Genomic DNA, 25,492 nt, shown 5'->3' with positions numbered 1-25,492 from the left:
CTTATTAGTTCAGATAACCAGCTCCATTGCACCGGGGCAATCGAGCCGAAAGGCAATTCTTTTTAAGGATTTTTGTTCTAGTTGTAAATCAGCAGCCAACACGCTTTGCTGTGCCAGCCAAGGCGCCGGTAACAGTAGTTGTAGCTGTTGAGCGTTGGCGCTGGTGGTAAAATCCGGTACAAAATCGTCTCGGCGTTTTTGGTTAAGCAATACGGCAAGGCGCAGTAACACCAACAAATTTACTACTTGTGGCAACTGATAAAGGCTGAACATTGGAAATTCGTCGGCCCGGATTTTCCGGCGATGAAAGCGCACCAAACAGGCCAGCAACTGCTGCTGTTCCTGATTAAAGCCCGGCAGGTTGGCGTTTTGTAGTATGTAGGCAGAGTGTTTTTGAATGCCTGAAGAATTAATATGCAGGCCAATTTCATAAACCCTGCAAGCAAATTGTAATAGCAGGCCATCGTCATCAGTAAGGCCCCAGGCTAGCTGCACCTGAGTAAACAAGGCGTTTGCCGTGTGTTGCACTCGTTGAGTTTGCGCTTCATCAACGGTATAACGGCGCATCATGCTGCTGATGGTGTGTTCGCGGGTATCGTGATGCTGCAGGCGCTCGCTCATTTCATACAACACGCCTTCGCGCAGTGCCGCATCGACATAGACCATTTCGTCAATTTGTAACATCTTAAAAGCGGCTATTAAAATCGCCAGGCCAGGGCAAAGCAGTATTTTACGATCCTCGGTCAGGCCAGATAAATCCAGCTCGCTGGCGTGTTCATATTGCAGTAAATGTTGCTTTAATGCCGTTAAATCGTTTAGGCGCAAACTGTTGTTGTTCCCGCCAAACCCAGTAATAACATCTTTAATGGTTTTCACCGTGCCAGAGGTACCCACTGCCTGCTGCCAGCCGGCGCTGCGAAAACTACTAACAATAGGCTCTAATTCCTGCTCGGCTTGTAATATGGCGCGCTCAAAGCGGCGTAAGCTAATTTTACCCTGCTGAAAATGGCTGAGGCCATAACTAACACAGCCCATGTTGCGGCTGCTTAATCGCAGCGGTTGTAAGCCCTCACCAATAGCAAATTCAGTACTGCCACCGCCAATATCGATGACCAGCCGTTTGGCACTGAAATGCTCAAAGTGGGCCACTCCCTGATAAATATAGCGCGCTTCTTCCTGACCGGAAATAACTTCAATGGGAAATGGGAACACCACTTTGGCGCGGCGTAAAAAGGTGGACGAGTTTCTGGCTCGGCGTAAGGTGTAGGTGGCAATAACCCTTACCGCGTTTGGAGCAAAGGGCTGCAACGTGTCAGCAAATTGGGCCAGCACCTGTAAGCCGCGCTCTATGGCCTCCTCACTTAGCACCAATTCATCATTCAGGCCTTCAGCCAGCTGCACTTTTTGTTTTTCGCGATGCAGCAGCTGTAGTGAGCCGTCAACTACCCTGGCAATCACCATATGGAAACTATTTGAGCCAAGGTCAACCGCCGCCATATAACCAGCGTCTGAAGAGGCTTCGTGTTCAGAGTGTATCAATTGTCTGTATCTACCTGTACCGCCTGTTGTCGCGCCAAGAAATCATAAATTTCCTGCTGGGAGCGTACATTACGCTTATTGCCGCGTTTAACATAGGCATTAGAATGTTTAGCGTCGATAATACGCGCCTTAACGTTATCTCGCCACTGGATATCTAAGGTGCTGATAATTTGCTGCTTGATGCGACTGTCATAAACAGGAACTCCCACTTCGACCCGCTGGTCGATATTACGGGTCATCCAGTCTGCTGAGGATATATACAAGGCAGTATCGCCGCCATTATGAAATAAATACACCCGGGCATGCTCTAGATAACGGTCTAGTACGCTGATAATCTTAATATTCTGGCTAATACCGGCCAGACCCGGTAATAACGAGCACATACCCCGGATAATCATACGAATTTTAACCCCGGCCTGGCTGGCTTTATAAAGTAGCTGGACAATCTCTTCGTCGACCAGATTATTTATTTTTAAGAAAATTTCCGCTTTACGCCCGGCTACCGCAAAGTCTATTTCGCGTTGAATTAAACTCAGTAGCCTGGGACGGCTCCAAGTCGGTGAAACGATCAGGTGTTGAAAATTAAAGGGACGATACGAGTACTGAATAAACTCAAAAACCTGATCAATTTCGGCGGTAATTTCGTTATGACAGGTAAACAAGCTCATGTCGGTGTAAATACGGGCCGTTTTCTCATTAAAATTACCGGTACCAATATGGCCATAGCGTATGGCCTTACCTTTCTCCTGACGCGTGATCAGGCATAACTTAGAATGAATTTTTAAAGTGGTTTGTCCAAAAATTACTTCAATACCGGCTTCGGTCATCCGCCGGGCCCAGTTAATATTATTCTCCTCATCAAAGCGCGCTTTTAATTCCACCACCACCGTCACTTTTTTGCCATTACGCACCGCATCAAGTAGCGAGTGGATAACCCGTGAGTGTTTCGCTACCCGGTACATGGTCATTTTAATATGGCTGACCTTAGGGTCGAACGAGGCCTGGCGAACCCACTCGGTAAAATAACTAAAATTATGATAGGGGTAATACAGCATGATATCGGTGGCACGAATAGCATTAAAACTGGTCGAGTAACGCTCAAAATCGGGGCTTTGCAGAGGCTCCATTGGCGGGAATTCCATGCTCTGGTGGCCAAGATTGGGGAAACCGATAAAATCTTTAAAATTGCGATAACGACTACCGGCAATCAGCGCATCAGCAGAGCTGGTCCCTAACTGTTTGGTCAATACTTTTAACATTTGTTCAGGCATCGCTGCATCGTACACCAATCGGGTTGGTTCTGATTTTAAGCGCTGGCGGATCCCTTTGGACATTTTATCTATCAGGCTTTGGTCCAGCGTATCACTTATATTGTATTCGGCATCACGGGTCAGCTTGAGGGAAAAGCTGCAAATAGTATCGAATTGGAAGAAACCATTAAACAAATCGCTGGCGCAGTGGTTGATAATGTCGTCTAACAACAAAATTTGCCGGCGGTAGTGGCCATTTTTTTTACGGGTGTTCAACTGCAGTGGTAGCTCGATAAAACGCGATACCTCAGCGGTAGGTACTTCTATAATGGCATAATCGGGTTTGCCACTGCCGGTCATTTCTACCATTAGGTAAGTGGTATTATCCTCCAGAGTTTTACCTAAAGAGGTATCAGTGCTGGATAAAATAATAGGTGAAATATGCCGTTTTACTTCGCGTCTAAAAAACGCTTTTACCCACATAGACTGGGCGTCGGTCAGTTTGCTATCGTCTATTAATTCGATATTGTGTTTGCGCAGTTCCAGCTGAATATCCAGATAAATCTTATTAAATTGTTTACCCAGCTCCATTACCTGCAGTTGAATTTGCTGTAATAGCGTTTCCGCATCCTCATGTTCCCATGTCTGGTATTTTTTCAGCAAAATACGTCGTTTTACGTCGGCAACCCGTACCCGGAAAAATTCATCAAGATTGTTGGAGTAAATACCTAGAAACCGAAGCCGCTCAATAGGCGGGTTGCGGGTGTCAGCCGCTTCTTGTAATACTCTGCCATTAAATGCCAGCCAGCTAAGCTCACGTGGAAACAATGGGAAGTCGTTGCTTTTACCGCTTGATGCCTGGGTTGATACTGCTTGATCCATTCTGATTGCTCCTGCTTACTGCCTGCAAAGCACACTATGGCATTTTTGTGACAAAATGATGAAACATAATACCCCAGCTTGGCTGGGGTTGGATGGGTGGAGTATTTCAGATGGCAGGCTAGTCATCGTGGTGCAGTGGCAGCTTAGCCTTCTACATCAACCACAATATCGGCCGCTATAGCTTCAAGTGCTTTTATTACTTCATCGCGGCTTAAACCGGCTGGCAGTTGCACGGTAGCTTCTGCATGAAACAGCGGCACGCCCCAGTTGGGTGCACTTTGTTTATTACTGGCGAAGTGCACAATGTTGGTGCCTTTGTGCTTAATAACCGATGACAATTCCCGTACTATGCCAGGCCGGTCATTACCGGTAATCACAAAGCGCAGTTGTTGTTGCTTATTCAGCTCGCTGTGCTCACCTTGTTGTATTTTTATATCTAAATCGCTGATAGCGCTTAGGGCAGTGACTAAAGCGCCAAGTTCCGGCTCTGCCACTTCAATTTGCACGATACCGGCAAAATAACCTGCCAGGTGACTGAGGTTGCTGGCCATCCAGTTACCGTTATATTCGTTAATAACTCGGGCTAATTGTTCTACTAAACCTGCTTTATCTTTACCTATAACGGTAAGGACTAACTGCTTCATATTAAAATTCCCTTACTTTCATCTACGGTTAATACACGCGTTGCACGAGCCGTTAAATACATATGTCAAAAGTGTTTAGAGTGTAGACGCAACTTTCTGTTTTTCAAACGCCCGTTAACTATTTATTTTTCGTTTACTGCCTTGTCACTGTCTTGTCATTGTCTGCTGTTATAAGATAATGCGGTCAAAGGCTAGGTGCAGGAGAAAAACGAGTGACAATGCTGCCAATAATACCGCGAGCAAACGAAAGCAGCAAACCTTGGGCACAACGTAGTGTTCTCACTTTTTTTTTGCTGATTGCCAGTAGTTTGCCTCAGCTTGCTGCAGCACCCAGCGGCAACCTGTCGAGTGTCGGCTCGGATACCCTGCATCAGGTGATGCAATTATGGGGCGAGGAATATAATCGCCGCTTTCCAGAGGTGAATTTTCAGTTACAAAGTAATGGCTCGTCTACTGCGCCTGTTGCGTTAATTGAGGGAACGGCAGGGCTGGGGCCCATGAGCAGGATGATGCGCGAAACGGAATTACAGCAATTTACTCAACGTTTTGGTTATCCGCCGACTGCGGTGCCGGTAGCTATCGATTTGCTGGCAGTATATGTTCATCCGGCTAATCCGCTAAAGCAGATCAGTTTGCCGCAATTAGATGCGATGTTTTCAATAAACCGCCGCTGTGGTGGTGTTAACGATATTCAACAATGGGGTGATCTTGGCTTACCAGGGCGTTGGCAATCGCGTTTTATCAATTTGTATAGCCGCAACTCCGTGTCGGGTACCTATGGTTATTTTAAACAATTTGTATTGTGTAATGGTGATATTAAAGCCCGCACTAACCAGTTGGCAGGTTCATCGGCCATGCTTAAGGCGATTAGTCAGTCTGAGTCGGGCATAGGTTATTCCGGGATCGGTTATGCAAATGTCGGCGTTAAAGTGCTGCCTTTGCTGCTGGCCAATGGGTCGGTAGTTGCGCCCACGGTTGCCAACGCCCTGGCAGGTAACTATCCACTGGCTCGACAATTGTATATTTATGTCAATTATGAACCCGGTAAGCCATTAGCGGCAAATGAACAGGCGTTTTTAAGCCTGGTGCTGTCACGAAACGGTCAAAAGCTGGTTGGTCAGGACGGGTTTTTGCCCCTGCCGGTGGCAACAATTGAGCACTGGCGGGCTCTTTTGGGCTTGCCGGCTGAGTTAGCACAACCATGAGTAAGTCGCTACTACTGCAGCGCCGCCGGCGCTGGTATAATCGATTATTTAAAGCCTTAATAGGCTTGTCAGGGGTTAGCGTATTATTAATGCTGGCAGCGCTGTTTATATATCTATTCAGTGAGGTAGTGCCGTTGTTGCGGCCGGTAACGGGCGAACCGCTGGCGCCGTTGTCGTTACCGGAGCAGGTGGTTACCCCTGATGTGGCCGGCAATCGTCTTGGTTGGCCAGTGACCCCGGCGCTATATGCTATTTCTGTAAGTGGCTATTATCAACTCGTGGCAAGTTCAGAGGGGCAGGCTTGTTTTTATACCCGTCAGCAAGTAAGTGGTTGTCAGCAGCAATGGTGGCTGACCGAAAGCGTGGATACATTAACCAGTATCAGCTGGTTGTCGGCAGAGCAGGCATTGCTGGCGGGGTATAAAAGTGGTCGCTTGCAGCAATGGTTTTTAGTGCCTGACAACAGTGGTATTGTTAAATTGCAGTTGGTAAGAGAGTTACCTGCGCAATCTTCGGCAATTCTTCACATTGCGCCAGAGCAAAATAGACGCGGTTTTGCTACGCTAAACGCCGCTGGCCAACTGGCATTGTATTATTCTGCTGCTGGCCGGCCACTGTGGCAACGTGCTACGGGCTTAACGGCTGATGAAACGGATATTAAGGCCGTTGAGTTTTCAGCAGATAATAAGCTGCTCAGTGTTTACAGCGCTAATCAGCAATATCGTTTTACATTGGATAATCCGCATCCGGAAGTAAACTGGCAAACCTTATGGCACAGCGTGTGGTATGAGGGTTTTAGCCAGCCTGACTATGTGTGGCAAACGTCTTCGGCTAGTGACGATTACCAACCTAAATTTTCCTTAATCCCGTTAACGATTGGTACGCTAAAAGCGGCCTTTTACGCCATGTTGTTTGCTGCGCCGCTAGCTATTATGGCGGCAATTTATACGGCGTGCTTTTTACCCGCCGGGCCGCGACAGCGCATTAAAGCGTTAATAGAGCTAATGGCTGCGTTTCCAACGGTTATTTTGGGCTTTATTGCGGCAGTGTGGCTGGCACCGGTAATAGAAAGTAATTTACTGGGGTTATTGCTGTGGGTGTTGGTATTGCCATTAAGTGTGCTAGCACTGGCGGCCGTGTGGCCCCGATTGCCATCAAGCTGGCAACATCGATGCAGTGGTGGTAGCGAAGTTATAGTGTTAATGGTGTGGCTAATGGTAGTTAGCGGCATCGTTTTTTTTGCGGCGCAGTATTTGGACAGCTGGCTATTTACCGATGGCTTTCGTTTTTATCTGGATAAACTGGGGGTATATTATGAGCAGCGTAATGCACTGGTTATTGGTATCGCGATGGGTTTTGCTGTTGTGCCGGGTATATTTGCCATCGCAGATGATGTGCTACATCAGGTACCACCGCAGTTAACTCGTGGTGCCTTGGCATTAGGAGCTACGCCATGGCAGGCTGTTATACGGATTAGTTTACCTTTGGCGGCACCTGGTCTTATCGCCGCATGCCTGGTTGGCTTTGGGCGGGCCATGGGCGAAACCATGATCATTCTGATGGCCACCGGTAATAGCCCTATCACCAACTTTAACCTGTTTGAAGGTTTACGCAGCTTGACTGCAACTCTGGCTATCGAGCTGCCTGAGGCGACGGTAGGCAGTAGCCATTTTCGGGTGCTGTTTGTAGCAGCGTTGTTGTTGTTGTTGTTTACCTTTTTGGCTAATACTGCTGCTGAAATTGTCCGTCAGCGACTGCGCAAAAAATATCAGAGGTTGTAGCGATGCAGCAAAATTGGTCTCGTAAGGGTACGCCCTGGATTTGGTTAAACGCTGCTGCCGTTGCCCTTAGTTTATTATTGGTGGGCAGTTTACTGGCTTTTATTATGGTGCAAAGTATCGGAGTATTCTGGCCGTCAGAAGCGTCGGGGCACTTTGGCCATAAAGTGTGGCTATATCTGCAAAACTGGTGGCAATTTTTAAGTGGCTCTTCGGTTGAAGGGGGTATTTTTCCTGCCATACTGGGCACCGTACTGATGGTGTTGCTGATGTCAATCTTGGTTACGCCCCTTGGGGTGTTTGCCGCCGTGTATATGCATGAGTATGCCAAAGATGGCCCCTTTATTCGATTGATCCGGGTTGCGGTGCATAATCTGGCGGGCGTACCATCTATTGTTTATGGGGTATTTGGCCTGGGATTTTTTGTTTATTTTCTTGGTGGTAGCATTGATAACCTGTTTTACAGTGACCGCTTGCCGACACCTACCTTTGGCACCCCAGGGCTATTATGGGTGTCGTTAACTTTGGCGTTGCTAACACTGCCGGTAGTTATTGTTGCCACTGAGCAAGGTTTGGCGGGTATTCCAAAAAGCCTGCGCTTAGGTTGCTTTGCTTTAGGGGCAACCAAAGCGGAAGTTATGTGGCGAATTGTATTGCCCCAGGCGTCACCGGCGATGGTAACGGCATTAATGCTAGCCATTGCCAGAGCCGCAGGTGAAGTGGCACCATTGGTGTTTGTTGGTGTGGTTGGTTCTGCTCCGGCTTTGCCGATAAGTACAGAATTTCCTTATTTGCAGCTGCAGCAGCAAATAATGAGTCTGGGCATGCACATATACGATGCCGGTATGCAAAGCCCTGCTGCGCAAAGTGCTGAACCGTTAGTGTTCGCTTCAGCCCTGGTGTTAATTGTGCTTATTTTTATGTTGAATTTTGCTGCTTATCGTTTTCGGAAGCGACTCAATTTACGTTATCGAAACCGGGCTGCAGCTGAGTCATAAAAATGTAACAATGGCAGGATAGTATATGAACATGGAAATTGTCGCTAAACTGGACGTGCAGGATTTATCGGTTAAATTTGCTGACAAAACGGTGTTGCAACGGATTAATTTACGGATCCCTGAGCACAAAATTACCGCGTTTATTGGTCCGTCAGGCTGCGGTAAGTCGAGTTTGTTACGCAGTTTTAACCGAATGAATGAGCTGCTGGAAGACACAACAACGACTGGCCGGGTACTGTTGGATGGCAAGAATGTCTATCAGCCTGATGTCGAGGTAGCTGAATTACGCCGCAGAGTCGGTATTGTATTTCAGAAACCCAATCCATTTCCGCACAGCGTGTATGAGAACGTGGCATTTGGTTTGCGCTTACAAGGTATTAAGCAGGAACGTAAACTGGATGAGCTGGTGGAGTCGGCACTAAAAAAAGCAGCGCTGTGGAATGAGGTGCGCGATCGTTTGCATGCGAGTGCTGTTAATTTGTCTGGCGGCCAGCAGCAACGATTAGTGATTGCCCGCGCTATAGCGATTGAACCGGAAGTATTATTACTGGATGAACCCGCTTCAGCGTTAGATCCAATTTCGACATTAAAAATTGAAGAACTAATGTATGATTTAAAGCAACACTATACCATAGTGATTGTGACGCATAATATGCAACAAGCTGCCCGGGTGTCTGATTTCACCGCCTTTTTAAATATGGGGCAACTGATAGAGTTTGATGAAACGAACAAGATGTTTACTGATCCAAGCCAGCGCGCCACCGAAGATTATATCACCGGGCGTTTTGGTTAATCGGCAGCAAACAGAACATTTACTAGTAGCAAGGGTCAGTTCATGGATAAGTTAAATTTATCAAAGCATATCTCTAGCCAGTTTAACGACGAGATAGAGCAAGTTCGCAATCATGTTATGGCGATGGGTGGGTTGATTGAGCGTCAACTGTTTGATGCCTTGGCCGCTATAGCCAACAGTGACGCTGAACTGGCGCAGCTAGTCATTGCTAATGATCTAAAAGTAAATGACTGGGAGCTGCAAATTGATCAAGAGTGCACCCGGATAATTGCCAAGCGCCAGCCTGCGGCCAGTGATTTACGTTTAATTATGGCCATTTTAAAAACCATTGCCGATTTAGAGCGGATTGGCGATGAAACCCGGCGTATCGCTAAGGTAGCATTAGAATCGTTTAATAGTACTCAGCAAGATTTACTGGTTAATTTGGATAATTTAGGACGCCATGTTGGGCAGATGTTGCATGATGTATTAGATGCCTTTGCCAGAATGGATGTAGAAGCCGCGCTAACTGTGCACAAAGAAGATAAAAAAGTCGATCGGGAATACGAAGCGATTACCCGGCAGCTAATGACCTATATGATTGAAGATCCACGCTCAATACCAAAAATTATGAACGTGCTCTGGTCGGCGCGATCACTGGAGCGAATTGGCGATCGTTGTAAGAATTTATCTGAATACATTATCTTTTTTGTTAAAGGTAAAGTAGTACGACATAGCTCCGAAGAAATTTTAGAAAAAGAGGCACGTAGCTAACTTTTCGCTTTGCCGCTCGCTTTTTAATAACGCCTCAACCAGACTTCTGGCTGAGGTGTTTTATTTTATCTGCTAATATTTCATTTTTATTGCAGTTTGATTGCAGTTACAATGCGCGCCGACCTTATTAACCCTGACTATTATGGGGCCACGTTATGCCAGGTAATACTTTTTTATCCGTGTTTGCTAAATCACCAATTAAGCCTATCGAAGACCATATTCGTAAAGTGCACGAAGCAAGTGAATATTTACTGCCATTTTTTGCTGCGGTTTATCAAAAAGACTGGATTAAAGCCGCCGAGGTGCGCAAGAGTATTGTCGATTTGGAAAAAGAAGCCGACAGATTAAAGCGGGAAATTCGCATTAATTTACCTCGTGGTCTGTTTTTGCCGGTTGATCGGACGGATATTCTGGAGTTAGTGTCCCAACAAGACAAAATCGCCAATAAAGCCAAAGATATTTCTGGCCGGGTGTTGGGGCGTGAGCTGGAAATTCCGGAGGCTATTCAAACCGATTTTTATGCCTATATTCAGCGTTGCATCGACGCTACCGCAATGGCTTCTGAAGTAATTAACGAGCTTGATGAATTGTTGGAAACGGGTTTCCGCGGTCGTGAGGTAGAACTGGTTATTAAAATGGTTGAAAAGCTTGACGCCATAGAAAATGACACCGATGAAATGCAAATTAAATTACGTAAGGCGGTTAGGGCAGTCGAATCCCAATTAAATCCGGTCGATGTTATGTTCTTATATCGCACGGTAGAGTGGATCGGCGACCTGGCGGATATTGCTCAGAAAGTAGGTGCCCGCCTTGAAATTATGCTCGCCCGTTAATTAAAAAAGGTATTACTGATGGACATAATTCAATCATACGGCCTCATCTTGATTATATTGGCTGCAGTGTTTGGTTTTTTGATGGCTTATGGGGTCGGTGCTAATGATGTTGCCAATGCCATGGGCACTTCGGTTGGCTCAAAAGCGCTGACCATTAAACAGGCTATTTTTATTGCCGCCATTTTTGAATTTGCCGGGGCTTACCTGGCGGGTGGTTCGGTAACTTCAACTATTCGTGGCGGCATTACCGATGCCGCATTTTTTGTTGATACCCCTGAGCTGATGGTATACGGCATGATTGCCGCTTTGTTAGCCGCAGCGACCTGGCTAATTGTTGCTTCTTATTATGGTTGGCCGGTGTCGACGACTCACTCAATTGTGGGTTCTATCATTGGTTTTGCCGCAGTTGGCGTTGGTGTTGATGCGGTGCATTGGGACAAGGTAGGCGGTATTGTCGGCAGCTGGGTAGTAACACCTGTAATAGCCGGTATTATGGCGTACTTGTTTTTTATGAGTGCACAAAAGCTAATTTTTGATACCGATAACCCCATCGTTAATGCTAAAAAGTATGTGCCGTTTTATATGGCGTTTGCTGCCTTTATTATGTCGCTGGTAACCGTGCAAAAGGGCTTAAAGCACATTGGGCTTGATTTAAGCACACTGCATGGTTATTACCTGGCACTGTCGCTTGGCGCAATAATAGGGTTAATAGGTAAACTGGTTATTAGCCGGATTAAGATTGATCCTGCGGCTGACAAAAAAATGCAGTTTAATAATGTTGAGCGAATTTTCAGTGTATTGATGATTACCACCGCCTGTTGTATGGCGTTTGCTCATGGTTCTAACGATGTTGCAAATGCCATTGGCCCGCTTGCTGCAGTAGTAAGTGTGGTGAGTTCGGGTGGTGTGATAACCAATAATGCGTCTTTAGCCTGGTGGATCTTGCCATTAGGCGGTATTGGTATTGTTATTGGCTTGGCTACTTTGGGTGCCCGGGTTATTAAAACCGTGGGTACTGCGATAACGCATTTAACCCCTAGCCGCGGTTTTGCTGCTGAGCTATCGGCTGCTTCTACAGTAGTTATAGCCTCAGGTGCCGGTTTGCCGATATCGACTACGCAAACTCTGGTGGGCGCAGTATTAGGTGTTGGCTTAGCTCGCGGTATTGCTGCACTCAATTTAGGGGTAGTGCGGAATATCTTTATTTCCTGGGTTATTACCCTACCTGTTGGCGCTGGCCTGGCTATTATATTTTTCTATATCTTGCGGTTCTTATTTAGCCTGTAATGGCCGCCGCAGTGAGCTAAAAACGGGCTGAAATTCAGCCCGTTTTTTATTTAGTGCATTATTTACAGCATTAATTACAATCTTACGTTGTTGAAACGTCTTTTTATGTAAGCTTACGGCTGGTATTCACTGACCAACGTTAAACCCGATACGGCTCTAAAGCCATATACTGACATATGCCAGACGCCAGCTTGTGGGTTAGCAATAACACAGCTTTCATCATTACCGTTTCGGTTTGGTCGGCAGTCATAGTTGCCAGCGCTGGGCATGCTGCCATACTTCAAATATAAATCGGCATCGCCACGGCCGCCACTAATGGTTACGCTTAATCCATTCATGCCTGCCGGAACCTCCAGCGTATAATGTTGCCAGCTGCGGCGAGCTACATTGATATTGGTGATAGTTTCACCACCTGCATCGGGTAAATCAGGTTCATCTGCTGCGGTAAAACTGCCGGTCAGACTGACATCAGCAAAGGCGCTAAAACCGATCATTTTTACATAATAGGTCCCTTCCTGAGTTGAGTCGATATTGCAGGTTTCATTGTTGCCGAATAAATAAGGCCGGCAATCCCAATCTGCTGCTGTTGGTTCTGCACCAAACTTCACATACATATCAGCATCACCAGTACCACCACTCATTACAAAAGTCAGCTCAGTTGCCATTGGGGACACAGCAAGAGTGAACACTAACTCTGCACCTAAACCGCCGGCTAAATTGGCTACAGTAACGCCATTTTCCAGCGCCGTTGTTGTTGGCGGCGTGGGTTCGTCCGGCCCATCACCTGAGCCGCTGCATCCATACTCAGCCAGGTAATCCACCGCATCTTTCGCTTGAACTAAACCAAAGCCATAGGAGGTATCGCGACCTGCAGCGCCTAAATCTTCGGCGCTAGCGGCCAGTGCTGAGCGTATTTCAGCATTGGTACACGTCGGGAAGTAACTCCAAACCAGCGCCGCAACACCGGCGACATGAGGTGATGCCATTGAGGTGCCGCTCATCAGGCCGTAGTTACTGGAACCCGATACAAGATTGGCGATGCTACCCTGCTGTGTCAGCAGCAGCTGGCCATCTTCTTGCGCTATGCTTACCGCTGGTATAGTGGCAGTAGTGCCCTCAACGGTTCCACTGAAACTGCCCGGCACATTATTATAAATAATGGCAGCCAAGCCACCACCGGCCTGACACGATTCTACTTTTTGGGAGAAAGTCACTTCACCGCGAGAAATTAAACACACTTTGCCTGCAACATCAGTACAGGCTTCAAGTGCCAGACCACAATCCGAAAACTCAGCATCGACGTTACCACTGACTGAGCCGGACATTGGATTGGCATCATAAAATAGTCCGTTTACATTAAGCTGCGCTTCCAGAGCGGTGCCTTCAGGATAAGTAGAGCGAACATCGACCCCAGGGCCGGCCAATTCTACCTGAATGTTGCGCTGCGAGAAGTCAGCCAGCGTTTTAGTGTTGTCTACTGCCGCAACGGAGACGACTGAGTCATATGACGCCGGGTAAGACAAGGCTGTATTGCCATCATTACCTGCTGCCGCTATCAGTAATAAGCCCGCATCGAAGGCGGCCTGCATGGCATTGCTTTCGGTAGCACTTGGTGCTGCACCGCCTAAACTCATATTGACCACAGTAGCGCCGGCTGCAGCACAAGCGTTTACTGCACTGGCCAGGGACGAAGAATACCCCCAACCAGCGGCATTAAAGACTTTAATAATGTGCATATTGAGCTGACCGTTTGGCATTACGCCTACTACGCCGGTGTCATTGTTCAGTGCGCCTATGGTGCCGGCAACATGGGTACCATGTGGACCGCCGGCATCAAACCAGTTACCGGTGCCGCTATCGTTTGTACCACTGATATTGCCTGAGGCAAAATCTTCATGCGGCAAGTCTAAGCCAGAATCGATTACGCAAACGGTCTGATTACTGGCAAATGCATCACTGACCAAATCAGCTTGCACCATGGTAAAGCCATAGGGTATTTGTTGCATCATCGGATAACGGCGGGGGTCAACTTCAATTAATTCTATATTGGGATCGGCTTTAAGCAGGTTAATCAGGCCAGGCCGCAATTCAACCGCAATAGCCCGTTGTTCAGACAACAAATGATGTATGCGCGCGCCCTGACGTTGCAACTTACTGCTGTTTGCTTCCAGTTGAGCCAAAATCGCGTCTTTGGCCTGCTTATGTTGGCTTAGCACATAATTTTGTTGTTTATTAAGCCCTAAACTACTGTCTTTGTATTTAATAATATAACGATTGTCATCAGAGGACGGGCTTGCAGGGGCTGCCAGCGCATAGTTTACCGCCAGTGCCAGTAAGCTGCAGCTGGCCATGATTAATGGTTTAGTTAGTTTGGACATAGTTCACCCTCCAAGGTGATTTGTTATAATAAGTTGATCCTTCAGGCTTGGTGACGGACTGCCCAACTCGTCACCAGTGGTCATGTATGTGCCTGCTGCCCGTTGCTAAGAGGGTTTTTATACCGAGTCGTCAAAGCAGTACTGCTGACATTGCACACAATGATAAGACCAAGCTATAACAATTGCATAATTGTTTCAATTTGTAATTTACAAATAAAACAAATAATAAGTTTAAGCGGCTGAGAAACGTCTAATTTAAATAAATGAGTAATAATGGCTTGTTGTTTTTAGCTAAAAAAAAGACAAATGTTAATTAAGCTAGCCGCTCGACCTGAGGCGTTCAATGCTTTATATTGATTAAAATAATTGAGTGATTTGTTTTTATTAATCGGAATTTTTAATGAAAAGACTGCCCAGTATTAAACAATTACAGTATTTGCTGGCGTTACATGAGTACCAGCATTTTGGCCGTGCTGCCGAGGCGTGCTTTATTGGTCAGTCAACCTTAAGTGCGGCTATTGCCAATCTGGAAGAAACCATGCATACCCAGCTGTTAGAGCGGGATCATAAAACCTTTATTTTTACTTCCTTAGGCGAGGATGTGGTGCGCCAGGCCCGCCATATTATCGAGCAGTGTGAAGAGTTGACTGAATTTGCCAAGTCTCAGGGTAAACCGATGGCCGGACCATTCCGATTGGGCTGTATTCCAACCATAGCGCCTTTTGTATTAAGTGAAGTAATGGCGCTATGCCGCGAACGATACCCTGACTTGCAACTGCTATTGCGCGAAGATACCTCCGACAATTCATTACATGCACTGGCAGAAGGCCGGCTGGATATGGTGCTGTTGGCGTTACCCTACGAAACAGGGGCGTTTCATACTGAAATACTGGCGCAGGACGCCTTTAAACTGGTGTTGCACAAAGATTGGCTAGGCCGGGGCTTTAATCAGGATATTAGTCAGTGGCCGGACGAAAGTATTTTTTTACTGGAACGGGAGCATTGCTTAACCGGCCATGCCGTAAAAGCCTGTGAGCTGCAGGATAGCCGCAAGGTTAACCCGTTTTTTGCCACCAGCCTGCATACCCTAACGCAAATGGTGAATAATAAACTGGGTGTAACTTTTATGCCGCAAATGGCGATAAATACCGGCTTACTTGATGGCACCGAGTTAATAACTCAGCCGCCAACCAGTGGTAACGCTTATCGTGATATCGGTGTAGCCTGGCGGCCAACGTCGAGTAAAGCACGAAGCTATCGTTTAATGACTAGCCTTATCAGCGAAGTATTACTGCAAAAATGCCAGTAATATCCGGCGTTGTTCTGCTAGAATAGCCCACTTTAAGCCGGTACCTTTTGGTCGGTAAAGCCAAACAGAGACATATTATGCACGTTAAAGATTTCTCCTTCGAATTACCCGAGCAGCTTATTGCTCATTTTCCGAAAGCCGAACGTTCAACCAGCCGCTTATTGGCAATGGATAAACACAGTGGTGTGTTAAGCCAGCATATTTTTAAAGAGCTGGTCGATTTATTACAGCCCGGTGACTTACTGGTATTTAACAATACCAAAGTGATACCCGCACGCTTATTTGGCCAGAAAGTGTCTGGCGGTAAAGTGGAAGTGCTGGTAGAAAGGATGTTGGATGATAAACGCTTTTTAGCGCATGTTCGCGCCAGTAAAGCCCCTAAAGCGGGCACTATTTTGTTGCTGGAAAATGCCGCGGAAGTAAAAATGATCCAGCGCCATGATGAGCTATTTGAGCTTGAAATGGTAAGTGATGAGCCAGTACTGGCGATGCTGGAGCGCTTAGGCCATATGCCACTGCCGCCTTATATTGACCGGCCTGATACAGCAGAAGATAAAGCGCGATATCAGACCGTGTATAACGAAAAACCCGGCGCGGTAGCCGCACCTACAGCAGGGTTACACTTCGACCAGCCGCTGCTGGATAAGCTGCAAGCGAAAGGGGTTGAGTTTGCCTTTATTACGTTACATGTTGGTGCAGGTACCTTTCAGCCGGTGCGGGTAGATAATGTGCTGGAGCACAAGATGCACGCCGAGTATATCGAGGTACCACAACAGGTTGTTGCTGCGGTTGCGGCTTGTAAAGCCCGTGGCAATAAGGTTGTTGCTGTTGGCACGACGTCGGTGCGCTCGCTGGAGTCGGCGGCGCAGCAAGGTGGTGGTAAACTTATTGCCTATAACGGTGATACACAAATTTTTATCTACCCTGGTTACGAATTTAAGGTTATTGATGCGCTAATTACGAACTTTCATTTGCCAGAGTCAACGCTAATAATGCTGGTATCAGCGTTTAGTTGCCGCGAACATGTAATGAACGCCTACCAAACGGCAATTAATGAAGAGTATCGGTTTTACTCTTATGGCGATGCCATGTTTATCAGTTGAGTTCCGTTTAGCTTATCAGCAGTATGCTGTTATAATCTTGGCGCGAAAAAGCCAGACTGTTTTTCTGGTATATAAGGATAGTGATGAAGTTTGAACTAGATACTACCGATGGCAGAGCCCGTCGAGGCCGGCTGATTTTTGAGCGTGGCATTGTGGAAACGCCGGCTTTTATGCCGGTAGGTACCTACGGCACGGTAAAAGCGATGACGCCAGAAGAGCTTGATGCCAGCGGGGCGCAAATTTGTTTGGGTAATACCTTTCATTTAATGCTGCGCCCCGGCACTGATATTATTAAAAAGCACGGTGATTTACACGATTTTATGCACTGGCATAAACCAATTCTGACCGACTCTGGCGGCTTTCAGGTATTTAGCCTGGGCGAGCTTAGAAAAATTACCGAAGAGGGTGTTAAATTCCGTTCACCATTAAATGGTGAGCGAATTATGTTAACGCCAGAGCGTTCAATGGAAGTACAGCGTGATTTAGGTTCCGACGTGGTAATGATTTTTGATGAATGTACGCCATACCCCGCGACAGAGCAGCAGGCGAAAAAATCGATGGAAATGTCACTGCGCTGGGCTAAACGCAGTAAAGATGCCCATGCTGACAATCCGGCCGCGTTATTCGGTATTATTCAGGGCGGCATGTACCCTAATTTGCGTGACGTATCACTGCAGGGCTTGGAAGACATTGGTTTTGATGGCTATGCCATCGGTGGCTTATCGGTGGGTGAGCCGAAACAGGATATGATTACTATTCTTAATCACACCACCGGCCAGATGCCCAGCCATAAACCCCGCTATTTGATGGGGGTGGGTAAGCCGGAAGATATCGTTGAAGCTGTGCGCCGTGGTATTGATATGTTCGATTGCGTGATGCCCACCCGCAACGCCCGGAATGGTCACTTATTCGTCCATTCTGGCGTGATTAAAATTCGTAATGCCAAGCACAAAGATGATATTGCGCCATTAGATGTAGATTGTGATTGTTACACTTGTAAAAATTATTCTAGGTCATATCTACATCATCTGGATCGCTGCAATGAAATTCTTGGCGCCAGACTGAATACTATGCATAATTTGCATCATTATCAAAAACTGATGCAGGGATTGCGCGAGGCTATAGCCGCTGGTACCTTGGAGCAGTTTGTCAGTGAGTTTTATGCGAAGCGCGATTTACCGGTACCTGCACTGGAGCACCCTGCAGTTGCTGTTGATAACACCGAAACACCTGTTACCACTAACTAAATACATAAATTAAAACATTACTATTTTATACATTACTAAGGGGATAACCATGAGTTTATTTATCAGCAATGCCTATGCCGACAGCGCTGCCGCTGCACCACAAGGTGGTGGTTGGGATTTAATTATTATGTTGCTGGCGTTTGGCCTGATTTTCTATTTTTTAATTTACCGGCCACAGGCCAAGCGGGTAAAAGAGCACCGCAATCTGATGACGGCACTGGGTAAAGGCGACGAAGTACTAACTCAGGGCGGTATTGTTGGACGTATCAGCAAAATTGCAGATGATAAAGACTTCGTCACTGTTGCTGTAAACGACACTACTGAAGTAACAGTTCAGAAATCAGCAATTAGTGCTGTTTTACCAAAAGGCACGTTAAAGTCGCTGTAAGCGACTGAGCTTAGAAAAAGGATCAACTTGTGTTAAACAAAAATCCTCTCTGGCGGTATTTGGTGGTAATAGGAGTGTTGCTTGCAGCATTCCTTTATGCATTACCAAATGTGTACCCGGAAGATCCGGCATTAAATATAAATGCCAGTCGCGGCGGGGTGGTTAGCGAAACTACCCGCACTGAACTTGAACAGGCTTTCCTTGCCGCTAATATTACTGCCAAAGCGGTAACATTGCAGGAAGGACAGCTATTAGCCCGATTTGGCAGTGCTGAAGATCAGCTGCGCGCCCGGGAAGTGGCTGAGCGCTTTTTAGGTGGCAGTTACATTACGGCGCTTAATATGGTGCCTACCACACCGGCATGGCTACGCGCTATTGGCGCTAGCCCGATGAAGTTAGGGCTGGATTTACGTGGTGGGGTGCACTTTTTAATGGCAGTGGACATGAAAGCCGCTGTCGATAAAAATATTAACGATTTAGTGCAGGCTTTTCGGGTTGACTTGCGCGAAGAGCGGGTGCGCTATCGGGCCGTTCAGGCTGACTTAGACGCCGGCCAGGTGCAGATTTTGCTACGAAACGCTGAAGATGTGGCCGCGGCACGTGATGCACTGGGTAAAAACGATCGCGAGTTATTGTTCACTGAGGGCGCGGTTGAACACAGCCTGTTGGTTAGCCTCAGCGAAAACCGTATTCGTGAAATTCGTGAATACGCACTGGAACAAAATATTACTATTATTCGTAACCGGGTAAATGAGATTGGTGTGGCAGAACCGCTAGTGCAGCGACAAGGTGCCGACCGGATTATTGTCCAGTTGCCTGGTGTGCAGGACCCGGCACAAGCTAAAGAAATACTCGGTGCAACCGCCACACTGGAATTCAGGTTGGTTGATACGGATGCTGATTTAGGTGCTGCTTTAGACGGGCGTCTGCCAGCCGGTGCTAGTTTATACCGTGATCGCAATGGTCAACCCTATTTACTGGAAAACCGTACCATGTTGACCGGTGATCATATTACCGGAGCTACCTCGAGTTATGATGAGTACTCGCGGCCACAAGTGAGTATTTCACTGGATGCACAGGGCGGTAACTTATTGTCTAACGCCACCCGCAGCACTATTGGCCGGCAAATGGCTACGGTGTTTATTGAATACAAGCCAGGTGAAGAACGCGCCGCTGATGGCACACCTGTGTTAGTGAAATATGAAGAAGTTATCAATGCTGCTACTATTCAGGCACGCTTAGGCCGCAGTTTCCGCATTACGGGTATAGATAACCCGGCAGAAGCGCAAAACCTGGCATTGTTGTTACGGGCGGGTGCGTTAATTGCACCCACGCAAATCATTGAAGAACGTACCATAGGCCCAAGCCTGGGTAAGGAAAACATTGATTTGGGTATGAAAGCCATTATGTGGGGTATGGTATTCGTACTGATTTTCATGGTGCTGTACTACAAGGCTTTTGGCTTAGTGGCTAACTGTGCATTGATTGCTAACCTGATTTTGATTACCGGCTTTATGTCAATGATCCCAGGTGCAACGTTAACCTTACCTGGTATGGCGGGTATTGTACTGACAGTGGGTATGGCAGTAGATGCCAACGTGCTTATTTTCGAACGGATCCGTGAAGAACTGGCTGAAGGGCGAAGTGTGCAGCAGGCTATTCATCATGGTTATGACAGGGCTTTTGCTACTATTGCCGACTCCAATATTACCACTTTGTTGGTTGCGCTGATCCTGTTTGGTATTGGTACTGGTCCGGTAAAAGGTTTCGCCATTACCCTGGCGATTGGTATTTTAACCTCAATTTTCACCTCAGTGGTCGGAACCCGATTACTGGTTAATTTATTCTGGGGTGGCCGCCGCACGCAGTCACTGCCGATGTAAGGAGGCAGTGTGAGAATATTTCGCTTTACTGAACCGCTTAATTTTATGCGGTTAAAAATACCCGCGTTGATGTTATCAATGCTCTTAGTAATTGCGTCGCTGGTGACAATTGGTGTCAAAGGCATGAACTGGGGCTTGGATTTTACGGGCGGTACGGTTATTGAAGTAGGTTACAACGGCGGAGCCGATTTATCTCAGGTCCGGCAGGTGTTAGCTGACAGTGGTTACCCGGATGCTGTAGTGCAGTACTTTGGCTCTAGTGAAGACGTGGCGATTAGAATATCGCCACGCGAGGGCGTTGAGCAGTCAACAATTTCTAATGAAATACTTCGTGCACTAACGGTGACTTCAAGCGAGCCAATTGAAATGCGCCGGGTAGAGTTTGTCGGGCCAAGCGTGGGTGATGAGCTAAAAGAGCAAGGTGGTTTAGCCATGCTGGCTGCCTTAATAGGTATTTTACTGTACGTAACCATGCGCTTTGAATGGCGTTTGTCGGTGGGTGCAGTCGTGTCTTTGGCACACGACGTTATTATAACGCTGGGCCTGTTTTCATTATTGCAACTGGAGTTTGACTTAACGGTACTGGCGGCAATTCTGGCGCTGATAGGTTACTCGATAAACGATACCATAGTGGTGTTTGACCGCATCAGAGAAAGTTTCCGAAAATTGCGCGACGCCACTGTTAACGAAACTATTAATGATGCGGTTACCGCAACGTTAAACCGTACGGTCATTACCTCATTAACCACTATTATTGTGTTGATCGTGTTGTTTACCATGGGCGGCGCACTTATTCATAATTTTGCTACGGCGCTGTTGTTTGGTATTGCCATTGGTACTTACTCGTCGGTGTTTGTGGCCAGCGCTGTTGCGGCACAGCTGGGTATTAGCCGCGATGATATGTTGCCGCCACCACCGCCGGAAAAAGAAGGCGAAGGTACCGAACCTTTGCTGTAATATCGACATTTATATGTTACAAATGCCAGTCTATGACTGGCATTTTTTTTAACTGAGGTATCATTATGACGGCCCAACATGCACCAGGTTTTATTGCCTTGGTTAATCAGGCAAAAGCTGAAATCAATGAAATTAGCATTACTGAATTGCAGCAGCATAATCAACCCTTTGTGCTACTGGATATTCGGGAAGACCATGAGTGGGCTAAAGGTCATTTACCGGAAGCAATGCATTTAGGTAAAGGCATTATTGAACGGGACATTGAGCAGACAGTACCAGATAAAAAACAGAAAATAGTATTGTATTGTGGTGGTGGTTATCGCTCTGCGCTATCAGCACAAACCTTAAAAAATATGGGGTATCAGCAGGTATTTAGCTTAGCAGGAGGTTATCGGCAGTGGACTGAGCAAGGATTGACGGTAGAGGTACCGGTTTAGCGCTTGACGGTTACCCGCAAAGCGCTAAACGGCGGTATTATTTTGCTAAGGTTTCGGATAAATGAGGTCGCATGCCCTTTACCATCGCTTGCAGTACTTTAGGGCTGGCAGCAACGATATTGCCGCTTTTCATCTGGTTAGAGCCGCCAATAAAATCGCAGACCATGCCGCCGGCTTCACGCACAATTAGCTCACCTGCAGCAATATCCCAAGGTTTTAAACCAATTTCAAAGAAACCGTCAAAGCGGCCGGCAGCGACATAGGCTAGATCCAGCGCAGCAGAGCCGGTGCGACGCATATCGGCACAGTCAGCAAAAAAACTGTTGAATATTTTGCTATAGCTGTCTAAATGATGTTTCGCTTTAAACGGAAAGCCAGTAGCGAGAATAGCGCCGGTCATATCAGGCAGGGCAGTGACCCGGATACGGGTGCCGTTTAGCTGTGCACCGCGACCACGTGAGGCAGTAAATAGCTCACCGCGCAGTGGATCAAAGATCACTGCCTGGTCTAGTTTACCCTGGTGTTTTAAGGCGATAGACACGGCGAAGTGCGGAATGCCTTTAATAAAGTTGGTTGTGCCGTCCAATGGGTCAATGATCCACTGGAACTCGCTGTCGCTGTTGCCGTAATCGCCATGTTCTTCACCCACAATACCGTGAGTAGGAAAAGATTTCTTCAAAATTGCAACTATAGCTTGTTCAGCTTCTTTATCGACGTTAGTGACAAAGTCATTGCTGCCTTTTTGTTGCTTTTGTACCATATCTAGTTGGCCACAGGCACGGGCAATAATGTTGCCGGCACTACGGGCAGCACGAATAGCGATGTTTAACATCGGATGCATAGCGATTACCTTATTTTAAAAAGAGCGTTTAAAAATAACTGTATAAAGAACAAACAAAAGAGCGGCGCGTAGTGTAGCGGTTACAGCCAAAAAGTAAAGATAATTGGCGCCGAAAGTATAAAGTCAATCGCTTACTTATTCCTGTTACATTGTTTTACCTGAAAGCGTTAACGCTACGCTAACTATTCATATAATATTCAGCTGAGTTACGCACAATATAAAACATCAAGACATACTAATTCGGTGAGGGTGTTATGAATATAACTAAACTGGTACTGGCAGGCGCGTTAATCATTAGTCTCGCAGGCTGTGGTGCGCTTCACACTTCGGTCGCCAAGCGCAATCTGGATGTGCAAACTAAAATGTCATCTAGTATTTTTCTGGATCCGGTAGAGCCGGGCAAGCGCACTATTTTTGTTGATGTGCGCAATACCTCTGATAAACCAGAATTTGATATTAAACCGCAAGTAGTCGCTAACTTGCTGGCCAGGGGATATCAGGTGATAGATAGCCCGGGGCAAGCGCATTATTGGTTGCAGGCAAATGTATTGCAAGTAGGGCGTACTAATGGCCGTGAAGCCAATCGTGCATTCGCTGCCGGCCCCGGCATGGCAGGCGGTGCGGTAACCGGTTATGCCATTCACCGGGCAACTGGGGGTTCAGGCGCAGCAGGTTTGGGTGCTGCTGTGGCTGGTGCGACAGCGGGTACTATTGTTGATGCACTGGTTGAAGATGTGTACTACACCGCTATAACCGATATTCAGATTATGGAGCGCTTTAGCGGCACGGTAAGTGAGCGCTCAGACCACCAATTATTGCAAGGTGACAGTGGTAGCACTAGCTCAACGTATCAGCGACAGACCGATATGCGAAAATATCAGAGCAGAGTGTTAAGTTATGCTAATCAAGCCAATTTAAAGTGGCCAGAAGCGGCACCACAGCTTACTGATGGCGTAGCACGCTCATTGGCAGGGCTGTTCTAAATGCGTTTGTTACTGACGCTGCTGCTGTTGTTGCCATTAACTGGCTGTATGGCACTGCATACCTCAGTGGCAAAGGGCAAACTTGACGTACAAACCCGCATGAGCGAAACCGTATATTTAGATCCGGTAGAAGCTGAATTCAGAACGGTTTTTATTGATATTCGCCAGACGGCGGCCGAGTACCGGCTACCACTGGCAGCAGATGTTCGTAACCTGCTGCTGAGCAGGGGCTATAAACTGGTTGATTCACCTCAGCAAGCGCAGTACTGGCTGCAGGTAAACGTGCGAACCGTGTTAAAAGAGCGGCCAGAAGTGGTGTTAGCCAGTGGCGAATATAATATGAGCCCGGAGCAAATTCATCAGCTGTTATATCCGGGTATCGCCCTGCCTGCGGCGACACAACAAAGCCGCAATGCACAGCGCCGTGCTAGTAATGTGGCCGTGTATGCCGATGCCAGCTATGGTACCAATATTGATGGCAAAGATATTGCCAGGACTTTAGTGGTGCTCGCTGCCTGGGCGGGGGCCGAATACATGGGAAATCAGTTGGTGCAGGATAAGTATTTTACTATGCTAACCGACATTCAGCTGGCTGAGCGCATTGCTCCGGACAGTATTGGCAGAGTGCAGGAAGTAAGCCGCCAGAATTTAGAGCAAGGCGATAGCGGCAATACTGAACTGTTGTGGGAGCTTTCGACTGACCGGCGCAAGTACCAAATAAAGGTAGTAAGTTTTGCCAATAAAGCTAACCTTAGCTGGGACGATGCTGAGCAGCCATTACATGATGGCTTGCTGCGCTCGCTGGCCGGTATTTTTTAAGTACTACTGTGCTAACGTTAGGCGTTATTTCCAATATTGCTCTACGGTGATATTGCCGGGGGTTCGCCGTAAATTTTTCTTTAAACCCATACTTTCCAGAACTGCTTTAGTATCAGTAATCATCTGTGGGTTACCACAGAGCATTACTTGTGACTTTTCATTAAGCCCCTGACCACAGTGTTGCTGCAATTGCTGTGAAGTGATTAAGTTTGGGATGCGATCTTGTAAAGCGCCTGGGTGTGGCTCACGGGTAACAATGGGTTGGTAATGTAGTTGGCCAGGATACTGCTTGGCAAAACCCGCAATTAATTCTTGATAAGCCAGATCAGCCGCGCTGCGCACACTGTGAATTAAGATAATTTTGGCAAAGCGTTGATAAGGCTCGCTGGTTGCCAGCATTGACAAATAGGGACCTATGCCGGTACCCGTTGCTATCAGCCACAAATTGTCGCCATCTGGTATTTCATCCAGAATAAAAAACCCCGTAGGAGGGTGGCTAATACCCAGCGTATCACCCGGTGTAAGTTGTTGTAACAGTGGCGATAACAGGCCATCGGCCACGGTGCTGATTAAAAACTCCTGATAGTCGCTATCCGGTGGGTTTACCAGTGAGTACGCCCGCTGCAGCCGACCCTCTGGGCCTTCAAGTGCCAGCCTGACAAACTGTCCGGCAATAAATGGCAATGGCCCGGTTTTGGCTTTAATACTAAATAAACTGCTAGTCCAATGAATTGTTTCAGCGACGGTAGCGTTTAACCATTGCGCCATAGGGTTCTCCGGTTTACCTTAATTTTAACATCATAGCAGCTTAGTACAGAGGGCGTAATGGAAACGATCAGCTGGCAAGATTTTGCCAAAGTAGAATTACGGGTAGGCACTATCATCGCGGTAGAGGATTTCCCACAAGCCCGCAAGCCCGCCTATAAACTGCAATTGGATTTTGGCAGCGAAATTGGCATTAAAAAATCTAGTGCGCAAATCACCACGCTATACAGTAAAGAGCAGCTAGTGGGTAAGCAGGTGATGGCCGTAGTCAATTTCCCACTCAAACAAATTGGACCGATGCAGTCGGAGTGTTTAGTAACCGGCTTTGCCCGAAAAGATGGCGCTATTGTGCTGGTAACGGTAGATAGCCCGGTGCCGAATGGTGCTAAGCTGGGCTAGCAGAGTAATACAATAAGGCCG

Annotated in this window: 23 protein-coding genes; 17 read left to right on the top strand and 6 right to left on the bottom strand. The window is 47.1% G+C overall.

The features are described 5' to 3' along the window. Positions 1-9: 9 nt before the first annotated feature. The 3 genes from VT06_RS12725 to VT06_RS12715 all read right to left on the bottom strand — a co-directional run bounded on the left by VT06_RS12725 (position 10) and on the right by VT06_RS12715 (position 4,315). A complete protein-coding gene (locus VT06_RS12725; protein WP_235357429.1) occupies positions 10-1,539 on the bottom strand; it encodes an exopolyphosphatase in 1,530 nt (509 codons plus the stop codon). Beyond that, a complete protein-coding gene (gene ppk1, locus VT06_RS12720; protein WP_046554698.1) occupies positions 1,536-3,671 on the bottom strand; it encodes a polyphosphate kinase 1 in 2,136 nt (711 codons plus the stop codon). The genes VT06_RS12725 and ppk1 overlap by 4 nt, the downstream gene beginning before the upstream one ends. A 143-nt stretch (positions 3,672-3,814) precedes the next feature. Beyond that, positions 3,815-4,315: a glycine cleavage system protein R gene (locus VT06_RS12715; protein ID WP_046554697.1), complete on the bottom strand. Its 501-nt coding sequence runs from the start codon at positions 4,313-4,315 to the stop codon at positions 3,815-3,817. 218 nt (positions 4,316-4,533) lie between these two features. Between VT06_RS12715 and VT06_RS12710 the strand changes: the two genes are divergently transcribed. The 7 genes from VT06_RS12710 (at position 4,534) to VT06_RS12680 (ending at position 11,962) form a co-directional block, all read left to right on the top strand. Continuing rightward, a complete protein-coding gene (locus VT06_RS12710; RefSeq protein WP_082122528.1) occupies positions 4,534-5,520 on the top strand; it encodes a PstS family phosphate ABC transporter substrate-binding protein in 987 nt (328 codons plus the stop codon). Then, complete coding sequence (locus VT06_RS12705) at positions 5,517-7,301, top strand: ABC transporter permease subunit (RefSeq protein ID WP_046554696.1); 1,785 nt, start codon at positions 5,517-5,519, stop codon at positions 7,299-7,301. Before VT06_RS12710 ends, VT06_RS12705 begins: the two co-directional genes overlap by 4 nt. A 2-nt stretch (positions 7,302-7,303) precedes the next feature. Beyond that, a complete protein-coding gene (gene pstA, locus VT06_RS12700; RefSeq protein ID WP_052750259.1) occupies positions 7,304-8,296 on the top strand; it encodes a phosphate ABC transporter permease PstA in 993 nt (330 codons plus the stop codon). Between the two features lie 25 nt (positions 8,297-8,321). Then, on the top strand, positions 8,322-9,089 hold the full coding sequence (gene pstB / locus VT06_RS12695; protein ID WP_046554695.1) for a phosphate ABC transporter ATP-binding protein PstB: 768 nt from the start codon (positions 8,322-8,324) through the stop codon (positions 9,087-9,089). Between the two features lie 42 nt (positions 9,090-9,131). Continuing rightward, entirely contained in the window at positions 9,132-9,842 is a 711-nt protein-coding gene (phoU, locus tag VT06_RS12690) for a phosphate signaling complex protein PhoU (RefSeq protein WP_046554694.1), read from the top strand. Between the two features lie 155 nt (positions 9,843-9,997). Continuing rightward, entirely contained in the window at positions 9,998-10,675 is a 678-nt protein-coding gene (locus tag VT06_RS12685; RefSeq protein WP_046554693.1) for a TIGR00153 family protein, read from the top strand. An 18-nt stretch (positions 10,676-10,693) separates the two neighbouring features. Continuing rightward, entirely contained in the window at positions 10,694-11,962 is a 1,269-nt protein-coding gene (locus VT06_RS12680; RefSeq protein ID WP_046554692.1) for an inorganic phosphate transporter, read from the top strand. 113 nt (positions 11,963-12,075) lie between these two features. On the opposite strand, the gene VT06_RS12675 is transcribed toward VT06_RS12680, so the two are convergent. Further along, a complete protein-coding gene (locus tag VT06_RS12675; RefSeq protein WP_046554691.1) occupies positions 12,076-14,340 on the bottom strand; it encodes a S8 family serine peptidase in 2,265 nt (754 codons plus the stop codon). A gap of 400 nt (positions 14,341-14,740) precedes the next feature. Between VT06_RS12675 and VT06_RS12670 the strand changes: the two genes are divergently transcribed. The 7 genes from VT06_RS12670 (at position 14,741) to VT06_RS12640 (ending at position 21,664) form a co-directional block, all read left to right on the top strand. Next, positions 14,741-15,649 (top strand): hydrogen peroxide-inducible genes activator, encoded by a 909-nt coding sequence (locus tag VT06_RS12670; protein ID WP_046554690.1) that lies wholly within the window; start codon positions 14,741-14,743, stop codon positions 15,647-15,649. 77 nt (positions 15,650-15,726) lie between these two features. Next, a complete protein-coding gene (gene queA / locus VT06_RS12665; RefSeq protein WP_046554727.1) occupies positions 15,727-16,752 on the top strand; it encodes a tRNA preQ1(34) S-adenosylmethionine ribosyltransferase-isomerase QueA in 1,026 nt (341 codons plus the stop codon). Between the two features lie 83 nt (positions 16,753-16,835). Then, positions 16,836-17,999 carry a tRNA guanosine(34) transglycosylase Tgt gene (tgt, locus tag VT06_RS12660; protein WP_046554689.1) on the top strand — a complete coding sequence of 388 codons (1,164 nt, stop codon included), beginning with the start codon at positions 16,836-16,838 and terminating at the stop codon, positions 17,997-17,999. Positions 18,000-18,048: 49 nt separating this feature from the next. Further along, a complete protein-coding gene (gene yajC, locus VT06_RS12655; RefSeq protein WP_046554688.1) occupies positions 18,049-18,387 on the top strand; it encodes a preprotein translocase subunit YajC in 339 nt (112 codons plus the stop codon). 29 nt (positions 18,388-18,416) lie between these two features. Further along, positions 18,417-20,270, top strand: a complete 1,854-nt coding sequence (secD, locus tag VT06_RS12650; protein ID WP_046554687.1) for a protein translocase subunit SecD — start codon at positions 18,417-18,419, stop codon at positions 20,268-20,270. A gap of 9 nt (positions 20,271-20,279) precedes the next feature. Continuing rightward, complete coding sequence (gene secF / locus VT06_RS12645; protein ID WP_046554686.1) at positions 20,280-21,227, top strand: protein translocase subunit SecF; 948 nt, start codon at positions 20,280-20,282, stop codon at positions 21,225-21,227. 65 nt (positions 21,228-21,292) lie between these two features. Then, entirely contained in the window at positions 21,293-21,664 is a 372-nt protein-coding gene (locus tag VT06_RS12640) for a rhodanese-like domain-containing protein (RefSeq protein ID WP_046554685.1), read from the top strand. Positions 21,665-21,701: 37 nt separating this feature from the next. Here VT06_RS12640 and suhB read toward each other — a convergent pair whose 3' ends face one another. Beyond that, on the bottom strand, positions 21,702-22,505 hold the full coding sequence (suhB, locus tag VT06_RS12635; RefSeq protein WP_046554684.1) for an inositol-1-monophosphatase: 804 nt from the start codon (positions 22,503-22,505) through the stop codon (positions 21,702-21,704). Positions 22,506-22,759: 254 nt separating this feature from the next. On the opposite strand from suhB, the gene VT06_RS12630 reads away from it, so the two are divergent. Next, positions 22,760-23,488, top strand: a complete 729-nt coding sequence (locus VT06_RS12630; protein WP_046554683.1) for a complement resistance protein TraT — start codon at positions 22,760-22,762, stop codon at positions 23,486-23,488. Then, the gene (gene traT / locus VT06_RS12625) at positions 23,489-24,307 is read left to right on the top strand and encodes a complement resistance protein TraT (RefSeq protein ID WP_046554682.1); all 819 of its coding nucleotides are present in this window, start codon (positions 23,489-23,491) and stop codon (positions 24,305-24,307) included. Between the two features lie 24 nt (positions 24,308-24,331). On the opposite strand, the gene VT06_RS12620 is transcribed toward traT, so the two are convergent. Continuing rightward, positions 24,332-25,075, bottom strand: coding sequence for a ferredoxin--NADP reductase (locus tag VT06_RS12620; protein ID WP_046554681.1), 744 nt, complete (start codon positions 25,073-25,075; stop codon positions 24,332-24,334). A 57-nt stretch (positions 25,076-25,132) separates the two neighbouring features. Here VT06_RS12620 and VT06_RS12615 point away from each other — a divergent pair, with 57 nt between their 5' ends. Further along, positions 25,133-25,471, top strand: a complete 339-nt coding sequence (locus VT06_RS12615; protein WP_046554680.1) for a tRNA-binding protein — start codon at positions 25,133-25,135, stop codon at positions 25,469-25,471. Positions 25,472-25,492: the final 21 nt, after the last annotated feature.

This window comes from Arsukibacterium sp. MJ3 (assembly GCF_000987765.1).
Taxonomy (GTDB): Bacteria; Pseudomonadota; Gammaproteobacteria; order Enterobacterales; family Alteromonadaceae; genus Alishewanella.
The sequence above is the reverse complement of the archived record's forward strand: the minus strand, read 5'-3'. Positions and strand labels throughout refer to the sequence as shown.